The sequence below is a fragment of the Apibacter raozihei genome, assembly GCF_004014855.1.
GTDB lineage: Bacteria > Bacteroidota > Bacteroidia > Flavobacteriales > Weeksellaceae > Apibacter > Apibacter raozihei.
This window is the reverse complement of the sequence record NZ_CP034930.1, coordinates 906386-926765: the sequence shown is the minus strand read 5'-3', so window position 1 is coordinate 926765 and position 20380 is coordinate 906386. Positions and strand designations below refer to the sequence as shown.

General features: G+C 32.6%; 23 protein-coding genes. 10 read left to right on the top strand and 13 right to left on the bottom strand.

Features of this window, described 5'->3' with window-relative positions; genetic code table 11:
* Positions 1-8 precede the first annotated feature (8 nt).
* Both nth and EOV51_RS04240 read right to left on the bottom strand, forming a co-directional pair.
* On the bottom strand, positions 9-632 hold the full coding sequence (nth, locus tag EOV51_RS04245) for an endonuclease III (RefSeq protein ID WP_128150186.1): 624 nt from the start codon (positions 630-632) through the stop codon (positions 9-11).
* Between the two features lie 137 nt (positions 633-769).
* A complete protein-coding gene (locus tag EOV51_RS04240) occupies positions 770-1639 on the bottom strand; it encodes a helix-turn-helix transcriptional regulator (RefSeq protein ID WP_128150184.1) in 870 nt (289 codons plus the stop codon).
* A 168-nt stretch (positions 1640-1807) separates the two neighbouring features.
* Between EOV51_RS04240 and hemA the strand changes: the two genes are divergently transcribed.
* Positions 1808-3058 carry a glutamyl-tRNA reductase gene (hemA, locus tag EOV51_RS04235; RefSeq protein WP_128150182.1) on the top strand — a complete coding sequence of 417 codons (1251 nt, stop codon included), beginning with the start codon at positions 1808-1810 and terminating at the stop codon, positions 3056-3058.
* Positions 3059-3068: 10 nt separating this feature from the next.
* Positions 3069-3983, top strand: a complete 915-nt coding sequence (gene hemC, locus EOV51_RS04230; protein WP_128150180.1) for a hydroxymethylbilane synthase — start codon at positions 3069-3071, stop codon at positions 3981-3983.
* 8 nt (positions 3984-3991) lie between these two features.
* Here hemC and EOV51_RS04225 read toward each other — a convergent pair whose 3' ends face one another.
* Positions 3992-4861, bottom strand: a complete 870-nt coding sequence (locus EOV51_RS04225; protein ID WP_128150178.1) for a YARHG domain-containing protein — start codon at positions 4859-4861, stop codon at positions 3992-3994.
* Positions 4862-4890: 29 nt separating this feature from the next.
* On the opposite strand from EOV51_RS04225, the gene EOV51_RS04220 reads away from it, so the two are divergent.
* Positions 4891-5514 (top strand): DUF2306 domain-containing protein, encoded by a 624-nt coding sequence (locus EOV51_RS04220; RefSeq protein ID WP_128150176.1) that lies wholly within the window; start codon positions 4891-4893, stop codon positions 5512-5514.
* A gap of 31 nt (positions 5515-5545) precedes the next feature.
* On the opposite strand, the gene ribH is transcribed toward EOV51_RS04220, so the two are convergent.
* The 5 genes from ribH to EOV51_RS04195 form a co-directional block, all read right to left on the bottom strand.
* Positions 5546-6028, bottom strand: coding sequence for a 6,7-dimethyl-8-ribityllumazine synthase (gene ribH, locus EOV51_RS04215; protein ID WP_128150174.1), 483 nt, complete (start codon positions 6026-6028; stop codon positions 5546-5548).
* Complete coding sequence (locus EOV51_RS04210) at positions 6028-6741, bottom strand: tetratricopeptide repeat protein (protein ID WP_128150172.1); 714 nt, start codon at positions 6739-6741, stop codon at positions 6028-6030. The genes ribH and EOV51_RS04210 overlap by 1 nt, the downstream gene beginning before the upstream one ends.
* Before the next feature lie 38 nt (positions 6742-6779).
* Entirely contained in the window at positions 6780-7451 is a 672-nt protein-coding gene (aat, locus tag EOV51_RS04205) for a leucyl/phenylalanyl-tRNA--protein transferase (RefSeq protein WP_128150170.1), read from the bottom strand.
* A gap of 48 nt (positions 7452-7499) precedes the next feature.
* Positions 7500-7883 (bottom strand): DUF3127 domain-containing protein, encoded by a 384-nt coding sequence (locus tag EOV51_RS04200; RefSeq protein ID WP_128150168.1) that lies wholly within the window; start codon positions 7881-7883, stop codon positions 7500-7502.
* Between the two features lie 128 nt (positions 7884-8011).
* Complete coding sequence (locus tag EOV51_RS04195; protein ID WP_128150166.1) at positions 8012-8845, bottom strand: OmpA/MotB family protein; 834 nt, start codon at positions 8843-8845, stop codon at positions 8012-8014.
* A 258-nt stretch (positions 8846-9103) separates the two neighbouring features.
* Between EOV51_RS04195 and EOV51_RS04190 the strand changes: the two genes are divergently transcribed.
* Positions 9104-9868, top strand: coding sequence for an alpha/beta fold hydrolase (locus EOV51_RS04190; RefSeq protein WP_128150164.1), 765 nt, complete (start codon positions 9104-9106; stop codon positions 9866-9868).
* 100 nt (positions 9869-9968) lie between these two features.
* The gene (locus tag EOV51_RS04185) at positions 9969-10298 is read left to right on the top strand and encodes a HesB/IscA family protein (protein WP_128150162.1); all 330 of its coding nucleotides are present in this window, start codon (positions 9969-9971) and stop codon (positions 10296-10298) included.
* Positions 10299-10368: 70 nt separating this feature from the next.
* Here EOV51_RS04185 and EOV51_RS04180 read toward each other — a convergent pair whose 3' ends face one another.
* Entirely contained in the window at positions 10369-10791 is a 423-nt protein-coding gene (locus EOV51_RS04180; protein ID WP_128150160.1) for a hypothetical protein, read from the bottom strand.
* Between the two features lie 322 nt (positions 10792-11113).
* Here EOV51_RS04180 and sufB point away from each other — a divergent pair, with 322 nt between their 5' ends.
* From sufB to EOV51_RS04165, 3 genes are all read left to right on the top strand, one after another.
* The gene (gene sufB / locus EOV51_RS04175) at positions 11114-12568 is read left to right on the top strand and encodes a Fe-S cluster assembly protein SufB (protein WP_128150158.1); all 1455 of its coding nucleotides are present in this window, start codon (positions 11114-11116) and stop codon (positions 12566-12568) included.
* Positions 12569-13073: 505 nt separating this feature from the next.
* A complete protein-coding gene (gene fucP / locus EOV51_RS04170) occupies positions 13074-14321 on the top strand; it encodes an L-fucose:H+ symporter permease (protein ID WP_128150156.1) in 1248 nt (415 codons plus the stop codon).
* 102 nt (positions 14322-14423) lie between these two features.
* Positions 14424-15263 (top strand): sugar phosphate isomerase/epimerase family protein, encoded by an 840-nt coding sequence (locus EOV51_RS04165; RefSeq protein WP_128150154.1) that lies wholly within the window; start codon positions 14424-14426, stop codon positions 15261-15263.
* Between the two features lie 68 nt (positions 15264-15331).
* Here the strand turns inward: EOV51_RS04165 and EOV51_RS04160 are convergent, their stop codons facing one another.
* The 4 genes from EOV51_RS04160 to EOV51_RS04145 all read right to left on the bottom strand — a co-directional run bounded on the left by EOV51_RS04160 (position 15332) and on the right by EOV51_RS04145 (position 17952).
* Positions 15332-16225, bottom strand: coding sequence for a hypothetical protein (locus EOV51_RS04160; protein WP_128150152.1), 894 nt, complete (start codon positions 16223-16225; stop codon positions 15332-15334).
* On the bottom strand, positions 16212-16637 hold the full coding sequence (locus tag EOV51_RS04155; protein ID WP_128150150.1) for an ExbD/TolR family protein: 426 nt from the start codon (positions 16635-16637) through the stop codon (positions 16212-16214). The genes EOV51_RS04160 and EOV51_RS04155 overlap by 14 nt, the downstream gene beginning before the upstream one ends.
* Positions 16638-16650: 13 nt before the next feature.
* Positions 16651-17349 carry a MotA/TolQ/ExbB proton channel family protein gene (locus EOV51_RS04150; protein WP_128150148.1) on the bottom strand — a complete coding sequence of 233 codons (699 nt, stop codon included), beginning with the start codon at positions 17347-17349 and terminating at the stop codon, positions 16651-16653.
* Positions 17350-17520: 171 nt separating this feature from the next.
* A complete protein-coding gene (locus EOV51_RS04145; RefSeq protein WP_128150146.1) occupies positions 17521-17952 on the bottom strand; it encodes a deoxycytidylate deaminase in 432 nt (143 codons plus the stop codon).
* 167 nt (positions 17953-18119) lie between these two features.
* Here EOV51_RS04145 and EOV51_RS04140 point away from each other — a divergent pair, with 167 nt between their 5' ends.
* Positions 18120-19430 (top strand): OmpA family protein, encoded by a 1311-nt coding sequence (locus EOV51_RS04140; protein WP_128150144.1) that lies wholly within the window; start codon positions 18120-18122, stop codon positions 19428-19430.
* A 153-nt stretch (positions 19431-19583) separates the two neighbouring features.
* A complete protein-coding gene (locus tag EOV51_RS04135; protein ID WP_128150142.1) occupies positions 19584-20342 on the top strand; it encodes an SDR family NAD(P)-dependent oxidoreductase in 759 nt (252 codons plus the stop codon).
* Positions 20343-20380: the final 38 nt, after the last annotated feature.

Sequence of the window (20380 nt, the reverse complement as noted above, 5' to 3'; positions counted from 1 at the left end):
AAGAAAAATTAATTTTCTAAGATATGTCTGGTAATAAAATCTTTTTCAATTTTCCATCCGCGGGCAGGAGAATATTCTCTACCATAATATATAATTTGAATGTGTAGTTTATTCCAGAGTTCTTTTGGAAATAATCTCTTGGCGTCTTTTTCCGTTTCTTCCACATTTTTGCCTTTAGTGAGCTTCCATAGTTTCATGAGTCGGTGTATATGAGTATCTACCGGAAAGGCAGGATGTCCAAAGCCCTGGCTCATGACTACTGAGGCTGTTTTGTGTCCCACGCCGGGTAAGGCTTCCAGCTCTTCAAAGCTTTCAGGAACTTCACCGTTATATTTTTGAACTAATATCTGGGAAAGATTGTGTACATTTTTGGATTTGGTATTGGATAAACCTATTTCTTTTATATATTCTTTGATCTCCCAATCTGGCAATTCCGCCATTTTAAATGCATTGGGAGCAATTTTATATAGAGCAGGAGTAACCTCGTTAACTTTTTTATCCGTTGTTTGAGCTGACAGCAAAACAGAAATTAATAGTGTAAAAACATTTTGGTAGTCTAAGGGAGCTACAGGGTTAGGGTAAAGTCTGTTTAATTCGGTTATAATATAATTTACTTTATCTTTTTGCTTCATATAAGTAGTTTTGTCGGCTAAAAGTAATAAATTATCATTTGGAAAAGGAGAACTTTAAAAAAAATATTTTAATCTCAAGAATGGTTTGTAGATTATAAATCAATATTTAATTATTTTAATCTCAAGCAATTTATCTGTTATTTCATCATCCATTGTTTGGGTGTAATTCCGTACTTTTTTTTAAATGCTTCAATGAAGTGGCTGGGATTCTCATAGCCTAAATCGTGAGCTATTTCCTGCACCTGTTTTACTTTTAAATCCAGTTTTTCCTTTCCTATTTCCATTTTAGTATCTAAAAGAAAATGGGATAGAGTTTTTCCATAATATTTTTTAAAGCCTTCTTTAATCTTATATTCACTTAAATTAAACTGTAAGGAAAGGTCATTTAAGGTGGGCGGATGTGTAATATTTTCCAGTAATAGTTCTTTTATTTCCTGAAGTTGTTCTAAAAATTTTTCATCCTTAAGCGTTTTGTTTTTTTCAGTAATTGGATCTGTAACTGAGAAATAATGTAGCAATAATTCATGAAGTTTTAATGAAAGATACATATTTTCAAAATCCGAGTCCAGAGAGAAATTTTCCAATTGGGTAATGATTAGTTTTTCAGGTACGCTGAGAAGTTTTTCTTTATATAAAGTTCGAGCGGTTAGTGATTCATGGAAAGGTAATTTATCTTCGAAACCCGTAAATATTTCTTCCATTTTATTTAAGGTGATAACAAAAATGATCAATTTAGATTTTTTTGCCAGGCTAATATTTATGGGAATATCAATTTCAGAATTAAAAAGAAGTAGAGAATATCCTTCTTTCATAAGATATTGATCTTTGTTTTCAAAATGAAAGGTAGCCCTTCCTTTGGTGCAAAAATAAAATTGTATGAACCTTTTACCCACCGGTTTGGATATGGTATCGGTAAAAATGGTATAGTTGTCAATCTGTGCAAGATAAATATCTTTGCCAATTTTATTCTCTCGTATTCTACTTTTAAAGGTATTTTTTAAATCCATTTGCTACTCTTTGTAAAAACACTATATTTTAGAGTTTCATGATTTTTATCATAGTTATACTACTATTTAGAATCATTCCAAAATTCAAAAATACGACTTTCAGAGGTATTTTTTTATAAAAACAGGTATTTTCTATGTATTCACATTGATAAATTTGTTTCACGAATTATGAAAAGGTTTTCATCTGATACAATCCATCGTTTTTACAGCGTAAGTTTAAGTTACGAAAAGGCTGATACCAAAATAAGAGGAAAGTTTAGTTTTTTTCCTGAATTGGTGGAATCTTTTTGTGAAAAGATAAAACAAGTTACGGATACTAAAGTTTTTATACTTTCCACTTGTAATCGTACAGAGCTTTATACTCACACTAGCGATATAAATTCAGTGATAGAACTATTTTGTGAAGAAATTGGTGTTTCTTCTGAAGAGTTTACTTCTTATATAAACATCTACAATAGTTATGATGCCTTAACACATTTCTTAAGAGTTTCCGCAGGTTTGGAAAGCCAGATTCTAGGTGATTTTGAAATCATATCCCAGGTAAAAACATGGTTTAAAAGATTTAAGAAATATCAGGCTACGGATGCTTTTCTTGAAAGACTTATCAATACGGGGATACAAACTTCTAAAAAAATAAAAAGTTCGACAGCCATAAGCAACGGTGCTACCTCTATGTCGTATGCTGCGGTTCATTATATACTGAACAATTGCAATGATCTTTCCAATAAAAATATTACGCTGGTTGGCACGGGTAAAATTGGCAGAAATACGTGTGAAAACCTGGTAAAACATATCAAAGAACCAAAGGTAACTCTTATAAACCGGACAATTTCCAAAGCAAAAGATATTGCAGACTCTTTAAATCTTAATGTTAAAGAATACTCAGGCCTGAAAGAACAACTTAATCAATCAGATATTGTAATTGTTGCTACAGGAGCTTCTCAGCCGGTTATTACCAAAAAAGATCTGATTTCCGAAAACCCCGTTTTGCTTATTGATCTTTCTGTTCCAGTAAATATATCGTTGGATTTGAAAGAGTACGATCATGTAACTCTTTTAAATGTAGATGATTTATCACGAACTATCAATCATACATTGGAAGCTCGTAATAAAGAAATACCTAAGGCTGAAAGTATTGTAAGAGAAATGCAGGAAGAGTTTATTTTATGGTTTGAAAACCGAAAGTATGTACCTGTAATTTATGCATTTAAATCAGATTTAGACAGAATTAAGGAATATCAGATTAAAACATTAAAAAAAGATCAGATTAATGTGTCACAAGAAGAAACACAATTATCGGATCGTATTGTACAAAAAATTACTAACAGGCTTGCTGACTACTTAATTAAAAATCCTGAAAAAGCGGAGGATACCATAGGATTATTTAAAGAGATGTTTCAGTTGGAAGTCTCAAAATAAATATAATACCATGGATCTTATTCGCATAGGTACACGCAACAGCCCTTTGGCCATGTGGCAGGCTCTGGAAGTAGAACAACAATTAAATAAGTTAGGACATACTACACAGATTATTCCTATCGCTTCCTTAGGGGATAAAAATCTGACACAGCCCCTTTATCAAATGAATGTAGTAGGAGTCTTTACCAGAGATTTAGATATAGCATTGTTAAATAATGAGATTGATATTGCGGTTCACAGCTTAAAAGATGTTCCTACCCTATTGCCGGAAGGCATTATATTATCTTCTGTTTTAAAGCGCGATTATGAATCGGATATCCTTATTCGTAACCCAAAGAAAAATCTTCAGGCAGGCAACTTTGAAAATCTGTATATCGGTACAGGAAGTTTACGACGTAGGGCTTTCTGGAAAGCAGCCTATCCACAAGTAAAATTTAGTAATATCAGGGGAAATGTGCAAACCCGGTTACTTAAGTTAGAAACAGAAAACTTTGATGGAACTATATTTTCTTTAGCTGGAATTAAACGACTGGATTTACAGATGGATTATGAAGTGCTTGATTTTATAATTCCCGCTCCAGCACAGGGAGTTGTTGGGATAACATCTTTGGAAAATAATGTTCCAGTAAACGAAATTCTCAAGAAAATCAATCATAAAGAAACTCAACAATGTGTTACTGCTGAAAGAGAATTTCTGAATGTATTGGAAGGAGGATGTACTGCACCTATCGGAGCCCATGCTAAAATTAAAAATGACCAATTGATTTTCCAGGGAGGAATCGTTTCATTAGATGGAAAGAAAAAGGTAATTATTCAGGATGAATTTTCCATACAAAGCTATAGTTCTATCGGTAAAATAATGGCAAATAAAGCAAAAGAATTAGGAGCTCAAGATATAATTGATGAAATCAAGAGTTATATATAGTTTAAAAACTACCTTCCGAATTCTTGAAACGTATCTTCTGCATAAGCCTCGTACCGGTTAATTAAAGCTATGTTTTTTATTTCTACAGGAGTAAGATCTTTGTTTACATCTTTTGTGTGAGGGATATACCAATCTTTACTTTCAAAATAATTTCTTAGGTCTGAAGATGTAAAACTCATTCCGTGACGTGCAAATATAGTATTTCTGATTATTCTTAGCTCATGGCGCCTTAAGTTTTCGATATGTGAAGAATTTAATAGTGATACCGACGGATTTGTCTCTATAAGTAATTGATCCTGACCTGCATTCTTATCATATACAAAGTTTATATAACTTAAACCGAAAGTTTTCTTTTTATTTGAATCGGATATCCAATATCCAATGGCAGTACCCTCAAAAATTTTGAAGTCAAAAGTTCCTTTGTTATTGCCCTCTCCAATCTCCTTGCCTTGAAAATGATAGGATTGATCTCTTAATTTAGAAAATTTACCTTCTATTTCATATATATTTCCCGCACAAATAGATCTTCCGGTAAAAGAACTATCGTTGTTTAATGAATAAATTTCTATAGCTAACGAATTTGGTGGTTTTACTTCCCAATAACCGGTGGAAGGGTTAATATAGGTGAATGATTGCAAATGTTGAGGTCTATCTTCAGACTCCAAGTTATTGATTTCCTTCCGGGCTTTCAATTCTTTTTCCGAAAGATCAAATTTTCCGAACCAAAGACCGGTGATTCCTTCACTAATTATAGAATCTTTTTTTTCTGATGGATTTGTTTTATAAGCGGAAGTCTTTTTATCATTAATTTCTTCGTTCAATTTTTTATTACATGATAAAATTAGAAACGGAATGAGAATATATATGTACTTTTGCATAGTAAAAATTTTATTAAACAAGCATTTTTATGCGTTATTTTGCAAATGTAATAAAAATATTAAGTTTAGCTGTACTCGGTTACTATACAATATTGCTACTTAAAATAAGTGTACAATATTTTACATTTGATCAGGATGTTGGGTTTTTACGTATCAAACAAGATTACTTGCATATTAAAATTTGGAAAACAGCATTTTATATTCATGTTTTTACTTCTTTTATATCGGTATTTGCCGGGTTTACTCAGTTTTCCGGTTTCCTAACAAGGAAATATCCGCGTGTTCATAGATACTTAGGTTATGTTTATATTATAGATGTGCTGGTATTTGCAGCTCCGTCAGGACTTGTGATGTCATTTTATGCAAATGGTGGTTTAATTTCCATTCTGGCATTTATAACTCTTTCGGTTGCCTGGTGGTGGACAACTTATAAAGCTTTTATACTGGCAAAAAGAAGGAACATAAAGAGCCATAAGAATTATATGATAAGGAGCTATGCATTGACTCTTTCTGCTATAACGTTACGATTATGGAAAGTAATTATATTTAGCTGTTGGGATTTACCTCCTATGGATGTATACAGACTAATTTCCTGGCTGGGTTTTGGAATTAACGGAATAATTGCTGAGATTATCATAAAAATAAAAAAATAAGAGGAGAAATTAGTTTCTCCTCTTATTTTTTTTAAATTTTACTTTTCAAATCGGCCATTCGTACAGCTACAACTGCGGCTTCAATTCCTTTGTTTCCTAGCTTTCCTCCACTCCTGTCTAAGGATTGTTGAAGATGATCATCCGTTAAAACACAAAATACTACTGGAGTATCAGTATGTGTATTTAAATGAGTTACTCCTTGTGTAACACTCGAACATACATAATCGAAATGGGCCGTTTCACCACGAATCACACACCCTATGACAATGATAGCATCATAGTTGTTTTTTTTACATAGCTGGCTGGCTCCGTACACCAATTCTACAGCACCCGGTACAAAAATAGTTTCTACATTTTTTTCACGGGCTCCTAAATCGAGAAGTGTCTCTAATGCACCTTTATGCATATTATGAGTTACTTCTGAATTCCAGTCAGAAACAACAATACCGAAACGAAAAGTTTCGGCATTGGGTAATATTTTTTTATCGTAAGCGGATAAGTTTGTTGTTGCCATTATTGTTTTCCTGTTGCGTATTTTAATCGTTCTATATATGCTTCAACTTCTCCGGACTGATCAACATCCGGATATTTGTCGTGTATTGTTTGAAAGAATTCTAAAGCCTTTTCATTTTGATTCAACGACATAGCTAAAATTCCGGCTTTTTTATTAAACTGATAAGCAGTAGCAGCATTAGAGCTTTCGTTAGCTGCCTGGGTCATATAGTTTAAAGCCTCTGTTGTATTATTTAATTCTGCATAAGCATCTCCCATAATACCATATTTTACTGCTTTCAAATCTTTGTCTGACGAATCAAAGTTTTGAATAAGATCCAATGCTTTTTGATAGTTTCCGTTTTTAAATTCTGTGGACGCAGCATATAAATAAGCTAATTTTCCGGCTTTGGTATTTTTATATTCTTCACCGATATCAACAAATCCGGAAATACCACTTGATTTACCTCCTAAAGCTTGATCCGTTTTGCCTTCATTATATAAGTTTTCAGCATCAACCATCAAATCTGAAGCTTCTATATTTTTAGGAGTAACCACGTAATTATCATAAAGTACATAACCTAAAACAGCAATAATAACTACACCGAAAATGATTCCGATAGGTTTGGCAAACTTTTCCAGAAATTTTTCACCGGATGATGCGATTTCATTTGCAGAGTTTAAAACATCTTTAGTGGTAGAGTGAACTTCTTTTTTATTTCTTTTAATTGACATGGTTGTCCGATTATATTTTAGCGAGCAAAAATAGACATTTATTCTTTGAAATGCAAATTTTTAACCCGGTCGGTATCCAGATAATTTTTAAAAGTTTTTAATGATATTTCACAGGCTCCCAGCTGAGCAAGATAGGTGGAATAGATTTGACAATCAATTACTTTATATTGATCTTTATATTTTTCAGCAAAATAAGTAAATCCACATTTTGAGGCATTAGATTTTAATGAAAACATACTTTCCCCACAAAAAACGTCAACCAAATCAATACCATAGAAACCGCCGACTAAATCAGTATTTTCCCAGACTTCCAAGCTTTTTGCAATACCTAATCTGTGTAATCGGATATAAGCTTCAATCATATCTTCTGTAATCCATGTACCATCCTGTCCTTCTCTTTTAACAGAAGCACAATGGCGAATTACTTTTTCAAAACAAAGATTTTCTGTAAAGCGAAAATGATTTTTAGAAAGTAATCTCCGTGTAGATTTAGATATTTTGATTTCTTTTGGGAAAAGAATAAATCGGGGATCAGGAGCCCACCATTGAATGATCTCATCGGAGTTAAACCAGGGAAAGATTCCGGATTTATAAGCTAGTAATACCCTTTCAGGGGATAGGTCACCGCCAATAGCAAGAAGACCGTTTTTCAGAGCTAATGAGGTTTCAGGGAATTCTAATTTTTCATTAAGAAGGTAAACTGTTTCCATAAAAAAAAGCACCTGTTGGCAGGTGCTTAAATTGTATTTTATATATGTTTAAAATGGTAAATCGTCATCTTCATCTTCCTGCATAGGAGTTGTTGGGGCAGGAGATACAGGTGGTTGTTGAGACATGGAAGAACCGCCTGAGTTCATAGTTGAATCCATTGTTAACTTTTCAATCCTCCATCCGGTAATGCTGTTAAAATATTTAGTTTCTCCTTGCGGATTAACCCATTCTCTACCTCTGATATTGATCGATACTTTTACATCATCACCTACTTTGAAAGGGTTGATAATATCAGTTCTATCACCCAATAATTCTATTAAAATATGTTGAGGATATTGTTCTTCAGTTGTAATAACCAATTCTCTTTTTTTGAATCCACTATCAAAGGTCTGAATATCAGAAATTAATTTAATCCTTCCAGCTATTTCCATTTTTTAAATTTAATTTAAGTACAAAAATATAAAAAAATTCAGACTGTAAAAAGGATGTTAATAAAAAAATAACAAATAAAAGAGCCTCATTTTGAGGCTCTTTAAACTTAACTAATTATATTTTTAAATTATTTTTTTATATCCATCAATTCCATAAACTGATCCAGTTTAGGCAAGATAACAATTTCAGTTCTCCTGTTAATCGCTTTGTTAGAAGGAGTATCGTTAGCTACTTTTGGTTGGTATTCTCCATGACCACCTGCTAGCATTCTGGCAGGGTTAACACCAAATTTGGTTTGAAGCAATTTTACAATAGAGGTTGCTCTCATAACACTTAAGTCCCAGTTGTCTCTTATACATCCGGCAGAAGAATTTCTAAATTGATCATTGTCAGTATATCCTTGAACCTGAATGTCATAGTCATTGTAGTCGTTAATAATTCTGGCAACTTTTTCCAGAACATTTTCAGCAGAAGGAAGTACTTCATAGCTTCCGGACTTATACAGCATATTGTCAGATAAAGATATAAAAACAACACCTTTTTGTACTTTAACATCTACATCAGTGTCATTTAAATTATCCAGCGAACGTTTAAGCTTATTGGATAAAGCAAGGTTAAGCGAATCATTTTTAGCACGAGCTTCAGTTAATCTTTTGATATACGCATTGGAAGCATTGATTTCTCTAATCAGATTATCTATATTAACAGAACCTGCTTTCCCAGTAGCCATACAGTCAGCAAGGTTTTTCTGTAAAGTTTCGTTCTGTCTTCTCAGTAAGTTCATTTGTTCATCATAAGACTTATTTCTTTCTTCCAGGGTAGCAATTGTTCTGTCTTTTTCTGCATTTCTTTCTAAACAAGACTGATAATTAGCTTTAGCTTGTTCAAACTCTTTCCTGCTTACACAAGACATCGCTAAAAGTCCGATGGAAGACAATAATACTAATTTAATAACTTTCATATTTACCATTTTTTGATATTAGTCAAGATCTCAGTCATCAAAAACAGAGCCAAACGCTGGGTATTTGATATAATTTTTGTTAAATCATGAGAAGGGTTTTGGTATGTTTAAAGTTCATTAAAAAAACGACATAGTCAATTCTTAGATAAATATAAACATTATCTCAAAATATGTTTTTTAATTATTAGCAGTATCTGTCTGTAAAAATGAAGATCAGATTAAAAAATTGTAATTTTGTAAATTAATTAAAAGTTTTCAATGTTATATTTTACAGAAAAAGGTAAGGGTAAGGCTGTAGTATTGTTGCATGGTTTTTTGGAAAATTCCAGAATGTGGAAATATTTTCAGGATGAACTGTCAAAAAGATACCGGGTAATAGCTATAGATCTTCCCGGCCATGGAAAATCCTCTACCAATTCTAAAGATGTCAATAGAATGGAATATATGGCTGAAAAAGTTAATGAAGTTTTGGAATACTTGCATTTGGACGAAGTAGTTATTATAGGTCATTCAATGGGAGGATATGTAGCATTGGCTTTTGCAGACCAATTTAAATATAAAGTACAAGGATTGGGCTTGTTTTATTCAACTACTTTGCCGGATGATGAAGCTAAAAAAGAACAGCGTTTGAAAGCTGCTGAGGTAGTGGTCAAAAATCCTAAAGAATTTTTTCGACTGTCGATACCTAACTTATTTGCGCAAAAAGAGGTGCCAAATTTGAGTGAAGAGATACAACAGGCGGTTTCCTGGGCTGAGGAATCTTCTTTAACGGGTATATCAGCAGCGTTGAAGGGAATGAGATTAAGACAGGATCGTACAGATGTTGTCAGGGATTTAGACAAACCGGTATTAATAATTACTGGAGAGTTCGATAATGCTATAAAAAATGCCGAATTGAAAAAAAGCATTCAAGATTTTCAAAATGTCTCCTTATATGAACTTCCTACCGGCCATATGGGAATGTTAGAAGCACCCAAAGAAAGTCTGGAAATTATACAACAATGGTTGCAGGGTGTAAAATAGGACTTTATGAAGGTATTAAAAAAAATGATTCCTTTTATATATTTTAAACATAATTTGTAACTAATTTTGTAGTAAGTAATTTAATTTAATAAGATTCAACATGATAAAAGTATCTCTAGAAGCAAAGAAAAAAATCATTGGATTAATGGAAGATGATGGCTTTGATTACTCTAAAGATTTTGTAAGAGTAGGAGTGGAAAGTGGTGGTTGTTCCGGATTATCGTATAAGTTAAGTTTTGATCATAATCAAAATCCGGAAGATAAACTATTTGAAGATAATGGTGTCAAGATTTTAGTAGATAAAAAATCATTTCTATATTTAATAGGCACTACCTTAGAATATTCAGGAGGTTTGAATGGCAAAGGATTTATTTTCAATAATCCAAATGCACAAAGAACTTGCGGATGCGGTGAAAGTTTTGCCGTTTAGTTATTTATAAAGGTATAAAATTTAGAAAGGTCTCTTTTATAACAAAAGAGACCTTTTTTGTAATTATTTATTATTTAGCAGTCATTGCGCTCTGTAACTCAGTAGTTAACTTCTGTGTATATTCAGAGAATTTTTTAGCATCTTCGGGGTTTGAAACCAACTTTTTAGAAATTTCGGTTGATTTGTTAGCCCATTCCATAGCTTTTTGCTGTAACTCAGCAGCTTTTGTCATGTCCTTAGCAGTATAAGCAGCTGTTAAATCTTTAACAAAAGAAGTATAGTCTTCAGCGAATTTTTTTATTTCCGGATCAGAAAATTCTGGAATTTCCGCATTGATTGACTCAGTTGGCTGAGAATCTGTTTGAGAAGATTCAGCTTGTGTACTTGATGAAGTCGAATCTGCAGAAGCTGGAGTAGAAGTAGCTTTTTTGTCATTGCAAGCTGACAAAGAAATTAATGAAATTGTTGCTAATGATAATATTATTTTTTTCATATAAATTTTTTTGCTAATTTAATGCAAATTATAAAAATATTATATTTTTATAATAAATATATGTTTTTAATTAAACAGAACCTAGTGTTTTGATATAGTTTACAAATATAAAATTTATCAATCCGTTGCTATATAGTAGCTAATTTCAACAAATTTCGGCTAAAATACAAAAAAGATGTATAACTAGTTTTTTTAAACAAGTTTTATATATTCCATTATTAAAAAAATCTATAGACTATTGGAATATCTAAGTATAAACTCTGTATTTTTGCGGAAGAATTGATAGATGTCAATCCTGAATTTATAATGATAGAAAATTACAATGAGCAAAACTAAATATACAGAAGAAGAACTACGGGTCGATCTTGAAAATAAAGAATATGAACATGGATGGAGCACAGAGCTTGAATATGAAGATTTTCCTATTGGCCTGAATGAAGAAATTGTAAAAGAGATATCTAAAAGAAAAAATGAACCGGACTGGATGCTGGACTGGAGGTTGGAATCTTTTAAGATTTGGAAAAAAATGGCAACTCCTCATTGGGCGAACGTTTCATTTAACGAGCCAGATTTTGAAGGGATAAAATATTATGCTGCACCTAAAAAAAAGGTTGAGCTAAGCAGTTTAGATGAAGTTGACCCTGATTTACTTAAAACATTTGAAAAGCTAGGTATTTCACTTGAGGAGCAAAAGCGACTTTCAGGTGTAGCCGTTGATGCTGTAATTGACAGTATTTCTGTGAAAACTACTTTTTCTGAAACTTTGGCAGAAAAAGGAATTATTTTCTGTTCTATCAGTGAGGCAATTCAAAATCATCCGGAATTAGTAAAAAAATATTTAGGAAAAGTTGTACCTAAAGGGGATAATTTTTATTCCGCTCTTAATTCCGCTGTATTTTCAGATGGCTCTTTTTGTTATGTTCCTAAAGGAGTCAGATGCCCTATGGAATTATCTACTTATTTTAGGATAAATCAATCAGGAACCGGTCAGTTTGAAAGAACTCTTTTAATTGCGGATGAAGGTAGCTATGTTTCTTATCTGGAAGGTTGTACGGCTCCACAACGTGATGAAAATCAGTTGCATGCTGCTGTAGTGGAATTAATAGTTTTAGAAGGAGCTGAAATAAAATATTCAACAGTTCAGAATTGGTATCCCGGTGACAAAGAAGGGAAAGGAGGAGTTTATAATTTTGTGACAAAGAGAGCCGTTTGCGAAAAAAATGCAAAAGTTTCTTGGACCCAGGTAGAAACCGGATCTTCAGTTACCTGGAAATATCCCTCTTGTATTTTAAAAGGAGACAATTCTGTTGGTGAGTTTTATTCAATAGCTGTAACTAATAATTATCAGCAAGCAGATACCGGAACAAAAATGATCCATATTGGTAAAAATACCCGTTCAACGGTTATTTCAAAAGGTATTTCAGCAGGTAAATCACAAAATAGCTACCGAGGATTGGTTAAAGTTATGCCCGGAGCAGAAAATGCAAGAAATTTTTCGCAGTGTGATTCCTTATTAATGGGAAACCAATGTGGAGCGCATACCTTTCCATATATAGAAATAAAAAATAAGTCGGCTCAATTGGAACATGAAGCTACAACTTCAAAGATAGGAGAAGATCAGATTTTTTATTGTAATCAAAGAGGAATTGACACAGAAACAGCAATCGCTTTGATTGTGAACGGATTTAGCCGTGAGGTTTTGGATAAATTACCAATGGAGTTTGCGGTTGAAGCAAAAAAACTTTTGGAAATATCTCTGGAAGGAAGTGTAGGATAAAAAAAATAAAAGTATATTATCATATAAAAGAGCGTGTTAATTCACGCTCTTTTTATTTATAAATTATTCTTGTTCAATTGCTGAAAGTAAAACTTCAATTTGAAAAGAGAATTTGTTGAGTAGGAAATATTGTTATGGAATAAGATAATTTATAAAATAAATAAAAAAATAGTTGCTCATTTTTTATTTAAACGATTAAATAAATGAATTCTATAATAGAAAAGTTAGGTGTTAAATATATAAACATTTTACACAATTAGTTAAGAATTAGTTAATTATCAGTTAAGAAATTAGAATGTAAAAAAAGATGCAAATGTATTCTTTTTCATAAAAAAACAAGTAAACTAAAGTTGTTTTTTTTTAATTATTTCAACTTTATATTTGCTTGCTAAAGAACGTATTATAAAGTACTAACATTGAGGGTAAATATCTTTATTCTATCAAAAAAGTAAGATTATTTCTTTTCATTTATCCTTTACTTATTTAAAATTCAAAAAAATAAAGTATGAGTATTCCAAAATTTACCGAAAAAAAATATTATTTAATATTATCGTTTGTAATATCCTTATTTTTCTTTTGGGCAGTCGCTCTAACGATGGGAGATGTTCTTAATAAGCATTTTCAAAACGTATTAAATATTTCAAAATCAAAGTCAGGTTATATACAGTTATCCATTTTCGGAGCTTATGCACTTATGGGAGTTCCGGCTGGTATTTTTATGAAAAAATATGGATATAAATTAGGTGTAATATTAGGTTTAGCATTATTTTCCTTAGGCTCATTTTTATTTATTCCTGCCGCCAACAATGCATCATTCAACTTTTTTAGATTTGCATTATTTGTAATGGCCCTAGGAATGGCTACCCTTGAAACAGTAGCCCATCCGTTTGTTGCTGCACTCGGAGATGAGCGTACGAGCGATCAGCGGGTAAACTTTGCACAATCATTTAATGGACTGGGAGCTATTGTTGGACCTTTGCTAGGAGGGATTCTTATTTTTGGATCAGTAAAAAACGCAAATGATAACTCATTGGATTCTGTGAAATATTTATACACTTACATAGGAATTTTAATATTAGTTTTAGCTGTTATATTTTCTTTCATAAAAGTTCCTGATTTGATAGATCCTCACGCGAACGAAGATTCAAATGAAGATATAACTTCGGGAGATGAAACAGCTGAATATAACTCAAAAGCACCCTTATGGAAACAAAGACATTTTATAGCAGCAGTGGTGGCACAGTTTTTTAATATTGCTGCACAAGGAGGTACCTGGGCTTACTTTATAAATTATGGAGTTGAAAAAATGCATTTGGCAGAAACAGAGGCCTCATACTATTTTTCATTGAGTATGGCGATGATGATGCTGGGTAGGTTTTTAGGGACTTTTTTAATGAGGTTTATAGCACCGAATAAATTACTGGCAATATTCACATTTTGTAATATTATTTTATGTCTAATAGTGGCTCAAAGTTGGGGCTGGGCATCTTTTATATCTTTGATAGGATTAAACTTATTTTTAAGTATTATGTATCCTACAATATTTAGTTTAGGTCTGAAAAAGCTAGGGACTAATACACAGAATGCTTCTTCATTCTTAGTTATGGCAATGTTTGGAGGAGCAGTGTTCCCTCCTTTAATGGGATATATAGCAGAAAAGAATGTAGCTCATGCTTATTTGTTACCTATACTATGTTATGCTGTAATTATTGTATTCGCTATCAAGTTTTATAAACCTAAAACATTTAAATAATATACAAACACAATAATAAACAGGGCAAACATTATAAATAAGAAGATCAGATGATCAAATGATTTTAATAATAAGCTAAGAATTAACCCAAAAAGAAAATCAATGAAAATTAAATTTGGAGCTTCACTACTTTCCTGGATTACTCCCCAATGGACACCTGAAGCTGGTAAATATGCAATTGAAAAAACAGCAGAAGCAGGATTTGATCTTATAGAAATTTTGTTGCCTACTTCCATGCAATTTGATACCCAAACGGTAAAAAAACAACTTGATGACAATTGTTTAGAGGCTGTATGCTCCATAAATTTACCTAAAGAAAAACATATAGCTTTTTATCCTGAAGAGGCAACCCGTTTAATTAAAGAAGCAATAAATAAAACATCAGAACTGGAAACGGACTTTTTAGGGGGAGTTTTACATGGTGGATTAGGTGCATTTTCCGGAGAACCCTTAAAAGAATCGGAAATTAATGTTATTACGGATGTATGGTCAGAAATATCGGATTATGCAGCCACAAAAGGAGTTAATATAGGGATAGAGCCTATTAACAGATATGAATCTTATGTGTGCAATACAGCGAAAAATGTACTTGATCTTATAGAAAGAACAGGAAAAAATAACCTTTTTCTACATTTGGATACATTTCATATGAATATAGAAGAAAATAATTTTTATGATCCGGTGATTTTGGCAGGGAATAAGTTAAAGCATGTGCATATGACGGATTCTCACAGAGGTATGCTAGGAGAAGGAACGGTTAATTGGCAAGAATTTTTTCAAGCTTTAAAAGATATAGATTTTGAGGGTAATTTAGTTTTGGAAAACTTCTCTTCTTCAGTACCGGGAATGCAGTCAATGGTTTCTCTATGGCAGACTTCTCCATATAATGAATCAGATCTTGCGTTGGGAAGTCTTGAGTTTATGAAAAAGCATTTATCCTAATGCTTGATTTTGGATAAAACTCATAAATGTAAAATATTTAATTGTAAGTTAAATATATAACAAACAAACTAAAAGTTTATTTTGTAAGTTCCCGAAGAAATAGAATTAGCTTTTTCTGCTTTAACATATTCTTTGATCCATTTTTTTCCGGCATTTACCATGCAAGTATTGCTTTTTCCGGAAGTTCTTTCTACAGATGTGACATCTCCGTTTTTATTAACGGTGTAAGAAAAAGTTATAGTTCCGGATTCAGTACAATTATTAACCGGAGCTTTTCCAGATTTACCATTTGTTCCAGGAATCCAACTAACTAGTTTTCGGCCGTTTCCAATACCTACACCGCCGCTACCGCTGCCTCCGGTCTCTACTCCCTGATTTTGTCCTGGTTTTCCTCCGGTTCCCTCACCTTTAGACGATGTACTGGTTCCTTTTCCTTTTAACAATGCACCTAAAGCGGCATTACCTTTAGGATTTCCTCCGGATTGGTTTCCGTTTTTACCGTTAGGTTTATCAGAATTTTTTGAATTTGAAGGATTTGAGGAAATCGTTTTTTTAATTTCCGTTTTCTTTTTCAGTTTCTCAGTTTTTTTAATCGGAGTAGATACAGCATCTTTAGCAGAAGCATCCGTAAGATATTTTTTATTTTCAATAGGCTCTTGTTTATCTGGGATGTCATTATCAGAACTGATATTTTCAGCAAGAGGATCCCCTCCGTTTCCTAATAAAACATCTTGATCTGCAGGTTCTTCATCACCTAATCCTACTTCATCCTGGCCATAGTTAGCTCCAAGTTCATCTGTCTGAAAATTAATATCGATGTACGAAGGAGGATTAACAATGGTATAAGTAGTCTTGAAAAGAAAAATTAGAATTAAAACGATTACAGATATAATAAAAGTTATACATCCGCTTATGATACGCTCTTTCTTATTTTCATTCGTTTGGATTCTATGGGTGCTCATCGCTTATGGAATCTTTATTCGTGGAATCAGGATTGGCAGCTATTAAAACTTTATATTTATTTCGGTTTGCTATATCCATTAAATAGATTACATCTTTATGAAGAGCATCTGCATCAGCAGCAATAACAAATGAAGGAGAAGGATTCGACTGAAATAATTTTTTTAAAGAAGGTTCAATATCTTCTTTGGCAATTTCCTTTTTATTAAGAAAGTATTTTCCTTCGATCGAAACTGCTATGTATACTCTTTCTGCAGGCATTTCTTGCCCTTTAGCATTGGGAAGAGTTACATTTAAGGCCGATTGACTGGCAGAGGCAGTCAGCATAAAGAAGGTTAAAAGTAAAAAGATAACATCTGTGATAGATGCCATACTAAATTCAGGTAAAACTCTGTTTCTTCTTTGTAATTTCATTCCAATTTAAAATTTAAGATTGAGTTACAGGTTTATTTAAAATGTCTAAAAAGTCAATGGCAGTTAATTGTAAAGAGTAGACGAAACGATCGATTTTTATTACCAGAATATTGTAAAAGAGATATGCCAGTAGACCTACTATTAAACCTGCAGCTGTATTAGCCATAGCTGAATAAATACCGCCTGCCAACATTTGAGCACTGGCCTGATCCTGAGAACTGGTAGCAAAAAAAGCTATGATCATACCCACTACAGTACCTAAAAAACCCAGCATAGGAGCTGCTCCTGAGATAGTTCCTAAAACCCCAACATTTTTTTCAAGCTCAAATATTTCCAGTTGTGCCGTATTCTCAATGGCATCACTTATATCCCGTGTAGGTTTACCAATTCTCATAATTCCTTTATATAAAACTCTTCCCTCAGGCGTATGAGTTCTTTTGCATAAATCAAGAGCCGCATCAATTTTACCCTCATGAATAAAATCTCTGACATCATTTAATAAAGTTGATTTTTTATTTGAAAATTTCCGTATAGTTAAAAATCGTTCAAAAAAAATATATAAAGAGATAACAAACAATGCAAAAAGGCAAATCATTACAAAAATACCTACAGGTCCTCCGTGTGTAAGCATTTCGATTAAATTGAAATGAGTAGTTTTTATTTCACCGGTTTGAGTCGCAAGTGCCTGTACAGATTTCAGGGAATCATTCATATAAAATATCTTTTTTAATGTATTTTTACTAACAATAACTATGCAAAACTAATTTTTATTATTCAATGCTGAACAATAAAAGATATAAAAGTATAATATTTGAAAAAATAAAAAAATAGGGTATTTGAGCAGAAAAATTTTTTTAAATCGATAGCGGTAAAGTAAAAATTTTTATGGTTTCAAATGTAAATCTTCTTCATAAATTCTTTCAACAATTACGCCTGCATTTTTCAGAAAATCCACACCCGAGGTATCAGAATATTCATTGATATACACTATACGTTTAATTCCTGCCTGATGAATCAGTTTACTACATTCCTTACAAGGTGATAAAGTGACATATAAAGTAGCTCCTACACAAGACTGAGTTGATGCAGCTACCTTTAAAATAGCATTAGCTTCAGCATGAAGAACATACCATTTTGTGGTTCCATTTTCATCTTCGCAAGTATTTTCAAACCCGGTAGGAGTTCCATTGTAACCATCAGAAATGATCATACGATCTTTAACTATCAATGCCCCTACTTTTTTTCTTTTACAGTAAGATAATTCTCCCCACTCAAGAGCCATACGAAGGTAGGCAATATCGTATTTTGTTTTCATTGCTTAAAAATAATAATTTAATTACAAAGTTTTAGAATACAAATTTAAAGTTTATAAATCTGTATCCAAATGTGAGTATTCCTATAATATTGGTTTGGAATAATTTTTGAATAATTAACAAGGCTTTTAGCTTAAAAGTATTAATTAACAACTAAAAAACCCATATTATGGAAAAATTATTTGATTCTCTAAAAAAAATAATTACACCTGAAGCGATATCTAATATATCCTCAGCTTTAGATGAAGATTCAGGAAAAGTAACTTCTGCTGTAGGGGCAATTATACCCAGCCTATTTGGAGCTATTTTGGAAAAAGGAGAAGATAGTCATCTGGAACATATATTAAAGCAGGCAGGAAATAGTTCTTCTGCTACAAATGTTTCAGGAATTTCTACCGGTCATCTGGATTCGGATACCCAAAAAATAAATACAGGATTTCTTGATTCTTTGTTTGGAAATAAGAAAGAGGAATTTGGAGCACTTATATCTTCTGTATCAGGTCTTGGAAAAGAAAGCACGGATAAACTTATTCAAATAGTATCTCCATTAATTGCTGGATTTTTGGGTCAAAAGTTAAACTCCGGAGTCAATTTCAAAAATATATTAAATCAAATTCATGCAGAAAAAGATCATCTTCTTTCTTCCATACCATCTGGTTTGGTGAGTGTTTTGGGAATATCTTCCTTAGCAGTATTAGGAAGCTCTTTTATAAACAAAGCAGTTAATCAGACAAAGGAAACCGTAGAATCAGCAAAAGAAAAAGTACAGGAAACTTATGAAGAGTATAAAAATAAAGTAGAAAAAAAAACGGGTGCAGGATGGATTAAGTGGGTAATTTTAATAGTACTTATAGGATTATTAATTTTCTGGCTTTTATCAAAAAATTCATGTTCAAAAAACAGTGAAGTAACTTCTGATACTAATATTTCTGGAACCGATTCTTTAGTTCAAGAAGAAGACACAGTGACAATTAATGATCAATCTGCACCATCAGCAAACAGAAATCTGATATTAGTAAGCCTGCCTAGCGGAACTGCTTTAAAAGCTTATCCAGGAGGTATAGAAGATCAGGTAGTTAAATTTCTAGAATCCAGTGATTACAAAAATGCAACTAATGAAGAGTTAAAAGACAAATGGTTTGATTTTGATGCCATTAACTTTGAGTTTGGTAGCGGGACGAAGTTGACTCCGGAATCTGAAGTACAAGGGAAAAATCTGGTAGCTATTCTTAAAGAATTTCCAGAAGCTAAAATAAAGATTGGGGCGTATACAGATAAAAAAGGAAATGAAGAAGCAAACTTAAAGCTTTCTCAGGAAAGAGCAAATACTATTAAAGATTTATTGGTGACTAACGGAATGGGAGATAGGGTAGTAGGAGCAGAAGGGTATGGATCAAAATTTGCAACTGTCAGCGCAACCGCATCAGATAAGGAAAGAGCCAAGGATAGAAGAATATCTTTACGATTTGAAAAAAATTAAAAGTGAAACATCAACTAAAAAACCCTTACTTAGTGAGGGTTTTTTAGTTTATAAAAGCATAAGTTTTAGTTACTATGCTTTTTCGCTCAATTAATAACATTGACTTCTGGTATAAGTTTTGGATGCATAGGAATAATCTTATAATCTAAAAAAATGAAAAGACTGGAAAATAAAGTAGCTTTAATTACGGGTGCCGCATCAGGAATAGGTAGATCAACAGCTTTACTTTTTGCTGCTGAAGGGGCAAATCTGATAATAACAGATACAAATCAGGAGGGTGTAAATCAGGTAGTAGATGAAATATCAAAAAATAAGGGTAATGCAGTAGGATATGTTTTAGATGTATCGGTTGAAGAGGAATGGAAAAAAGTAGTTGCAGAATCTTTGAGTGTTTATAACAAGATTGATATACTTTTTAATAACGCTGGTATTTATATAATAAGTTCGTTACCTGAAATAGAGGTGTCAACCTGGAATAAGCTTATGAATATTAATGTTACAGGTGTTTTTTTAGGAATGAAATATGTGGCACCAATAATGGCTAAGCAGAAAAATGGCTCTATTATCAATGCTTCTTCTATAGCGGGAATAGGAGGAGGAGCAGGTCATGTGCTTTATGGAGCTAGTAAAGGAGCCGTTAGAACCATGACTAAAGATATTGCAATTGAATATGCTTCACATAATGTAAGAGTAAATTCGATTCACCCGGGATATATAAAAACAGAAATGGTAGAGTATGCCTCACATAAGATGAATAAATCATTAGAAGAAATAGGGGAAGCGTATCCTATGAAACGATTAGGGGAGGTAGGGGAAGTAGCTAAAGCAGTATTATTTTTAGCCTCTGACGATTCGTCTTATATAACCGGGACTGAATTGGTCATTGATGGGGGAGTTCTGGCTCAGGCGTAAACTAAAAGCCTTCACTGGATATGTGAAGGCTTATTTAT

What these genes read in the sequence shown, in the direction of transcription:
- nth (WP_128150186.1), bottom strand. Translation starts at nt 632, where the DNA reads ATGAAGCAAAAAGATAAAGTAAATTATATTATAACCGAATTAAACAGA.
- EOV51_RS04240 (WP_128150184.1), bottom strand. Translation starts at nt 1,639, where the DNA reads ATGGATTTAAAAAATACCTTTAAAAGTAGAATACGAGAGAATAAAATT.
- hemA (WP_128150182.1), top strand. Translation starts at nt 1,808, where the DNA reads ATGAAAAGGTTTTCATCTGATACAATCCATCGTTTTTACAGCGTAAGT.
- hemC (WP_128150180.1), top strand. Translation starts at nt 3,069, where the DNA reads ATGGATCTTATTCGCATAGGTACACGCAACAGCCCTTTGGCCATGTGG.
- EOV51_RS04225 (WP_128150178.1), bottom strand. Translation starts at nt 4,861, where the DNA reads ATGCAAAAGTACATATATATTCTCATTCCGTTTCTAATTTTATCATGT.
- EOV51_RS04220 (WP_128150176.1), top strand. Translation starts at nt 4,891, where the DNA reads ATGCGTTATTTTGCAAATGTAATAAAAATATTAAGTTTAGCTGTACTC.
- ribH (WP_128150174.1), bottom strand. Translation starts at nt 6,028, where the DNA reads ATGGCAACAACAAACTTATCCGCTTACGATAAAAAAATATTACCCAAT.
- EOV51_RS04210 (WP_128150172.1), bottom strand. Translation starts at nt 6,741, where the DNA reads ATGTCAATTAAAAGAAATAAAAAAGAAGTTCACTCTACCACTAAAGAT.
- aat (WP_128150170.1), bottom strand. Translation starts at nt 7,451, where the DNA reads ATGGAAACAGTTTACCTTCTTAATGAAAAATTAGAATTCCCTGAAACC.
- EOV51_RS04200 (WP_128150168.1), bottom strand. Translation starts at nt 7,883, where the DNA reads ATGGAAATAGCTGGAAGGATTAAATTAATTTCTGATATTCAGACCTTT.
- EOV51_RS04195 (WP_128150166.1), bottom strand. Translation starts at nt 8,845, where the DNA reads ATGAAAGTTATTAAATTAGTATTATTGTCTTCCATCGGACTTTTAGCG.
- EOV51_RS04190 (WP_128150164.1), top strand. Translation starts at nt 9,104, where the DNA reads ATGTTATATTTTACAGAAAAAGGTAAGGGTAAGGCTGTAGTATTGTTG.
- EOV51_RS04185 (WP_128150162.1), top strand. Translation starts at nt 9,969, where the DNA reads ATGATAAAAGTATCTCTAGAAGCAAAGAAAAAAATCATTGGATTAATG.
- EOV51_RS04180 (WP_128150160.1), bottom strand. Translation starts at nt 10,791, where the DNA reads ATGAAAAAAATAATATTATCATTAGCAACAATTTCATTAATTTCTTTG.
- sufB (WP_128150158.1), top strand. Translation starts at nt 11,114, where the DNA reads ATGAGCAAAACTAAATATACAGAAGAAGAACTACGGGTCGATCTTGAA.
- fucP (WP_128150156.1), top strand. Translation starts at nt 13,074, where the DNA reads ATGAGTATTCCAAAATTTACCGAAAAAAAATATTATTTAATATTATCG.
- EOV51_RS04165 (WP_128150154.1), top strand. Translation starts at nt 14,424, where the DNA reads ATGAAAATTAAATTTGGAGCTTCACTACTTTCCTGGATTACTCCCCAA.
- EOV51_RS04160 (WP_128150152.1), bottom strand. Translation starts at nt 16,225, where the DNA reads ATGAGCACCCATAGAATCCAAACGAATGAAAATAAGAAAGAGCGTATC.
- EOV51_RS04155 (WP_128150150.1), bottom strand. Translation starts at nt 16,637, where the DNA reads ATGAAATTACAAAGAAGAAACAGAGTTTTACCTGAATTTAGTATGGCA.
- EOV51_RS04150 (WP_128150148.1), bottom strand. Translation starts at nt 17,349, where the DNA reads ATGAATGATTCCCTGAAATCTGTACAGGCACTTGCGACTCAAACCGGT.
- EOV51_RS04145 (WP_128150146.1), bottom strand. Translation starts at nt 17,952, where the DNA reads ATGAAAACAAAATACGATATTGCCTACCTTCGTATGGCTCTTGAGTGG.
- EOV51_RS04140 (WP_128150144.1), top strand. Translation starts at nt 18,120, where the DNA reads ATGGAAAAATTATTTGATTCTCTAAAAAAAATAATTACACCTGAAGCG.
- EOV51_RS04135 (WP_128150142.1), top strand. Translation starts at nt 19,584, where the DNA reads ATGAAAAGACTGGAAAATAAAGTAGCTTTAATTACGGGTGCCGCATCA.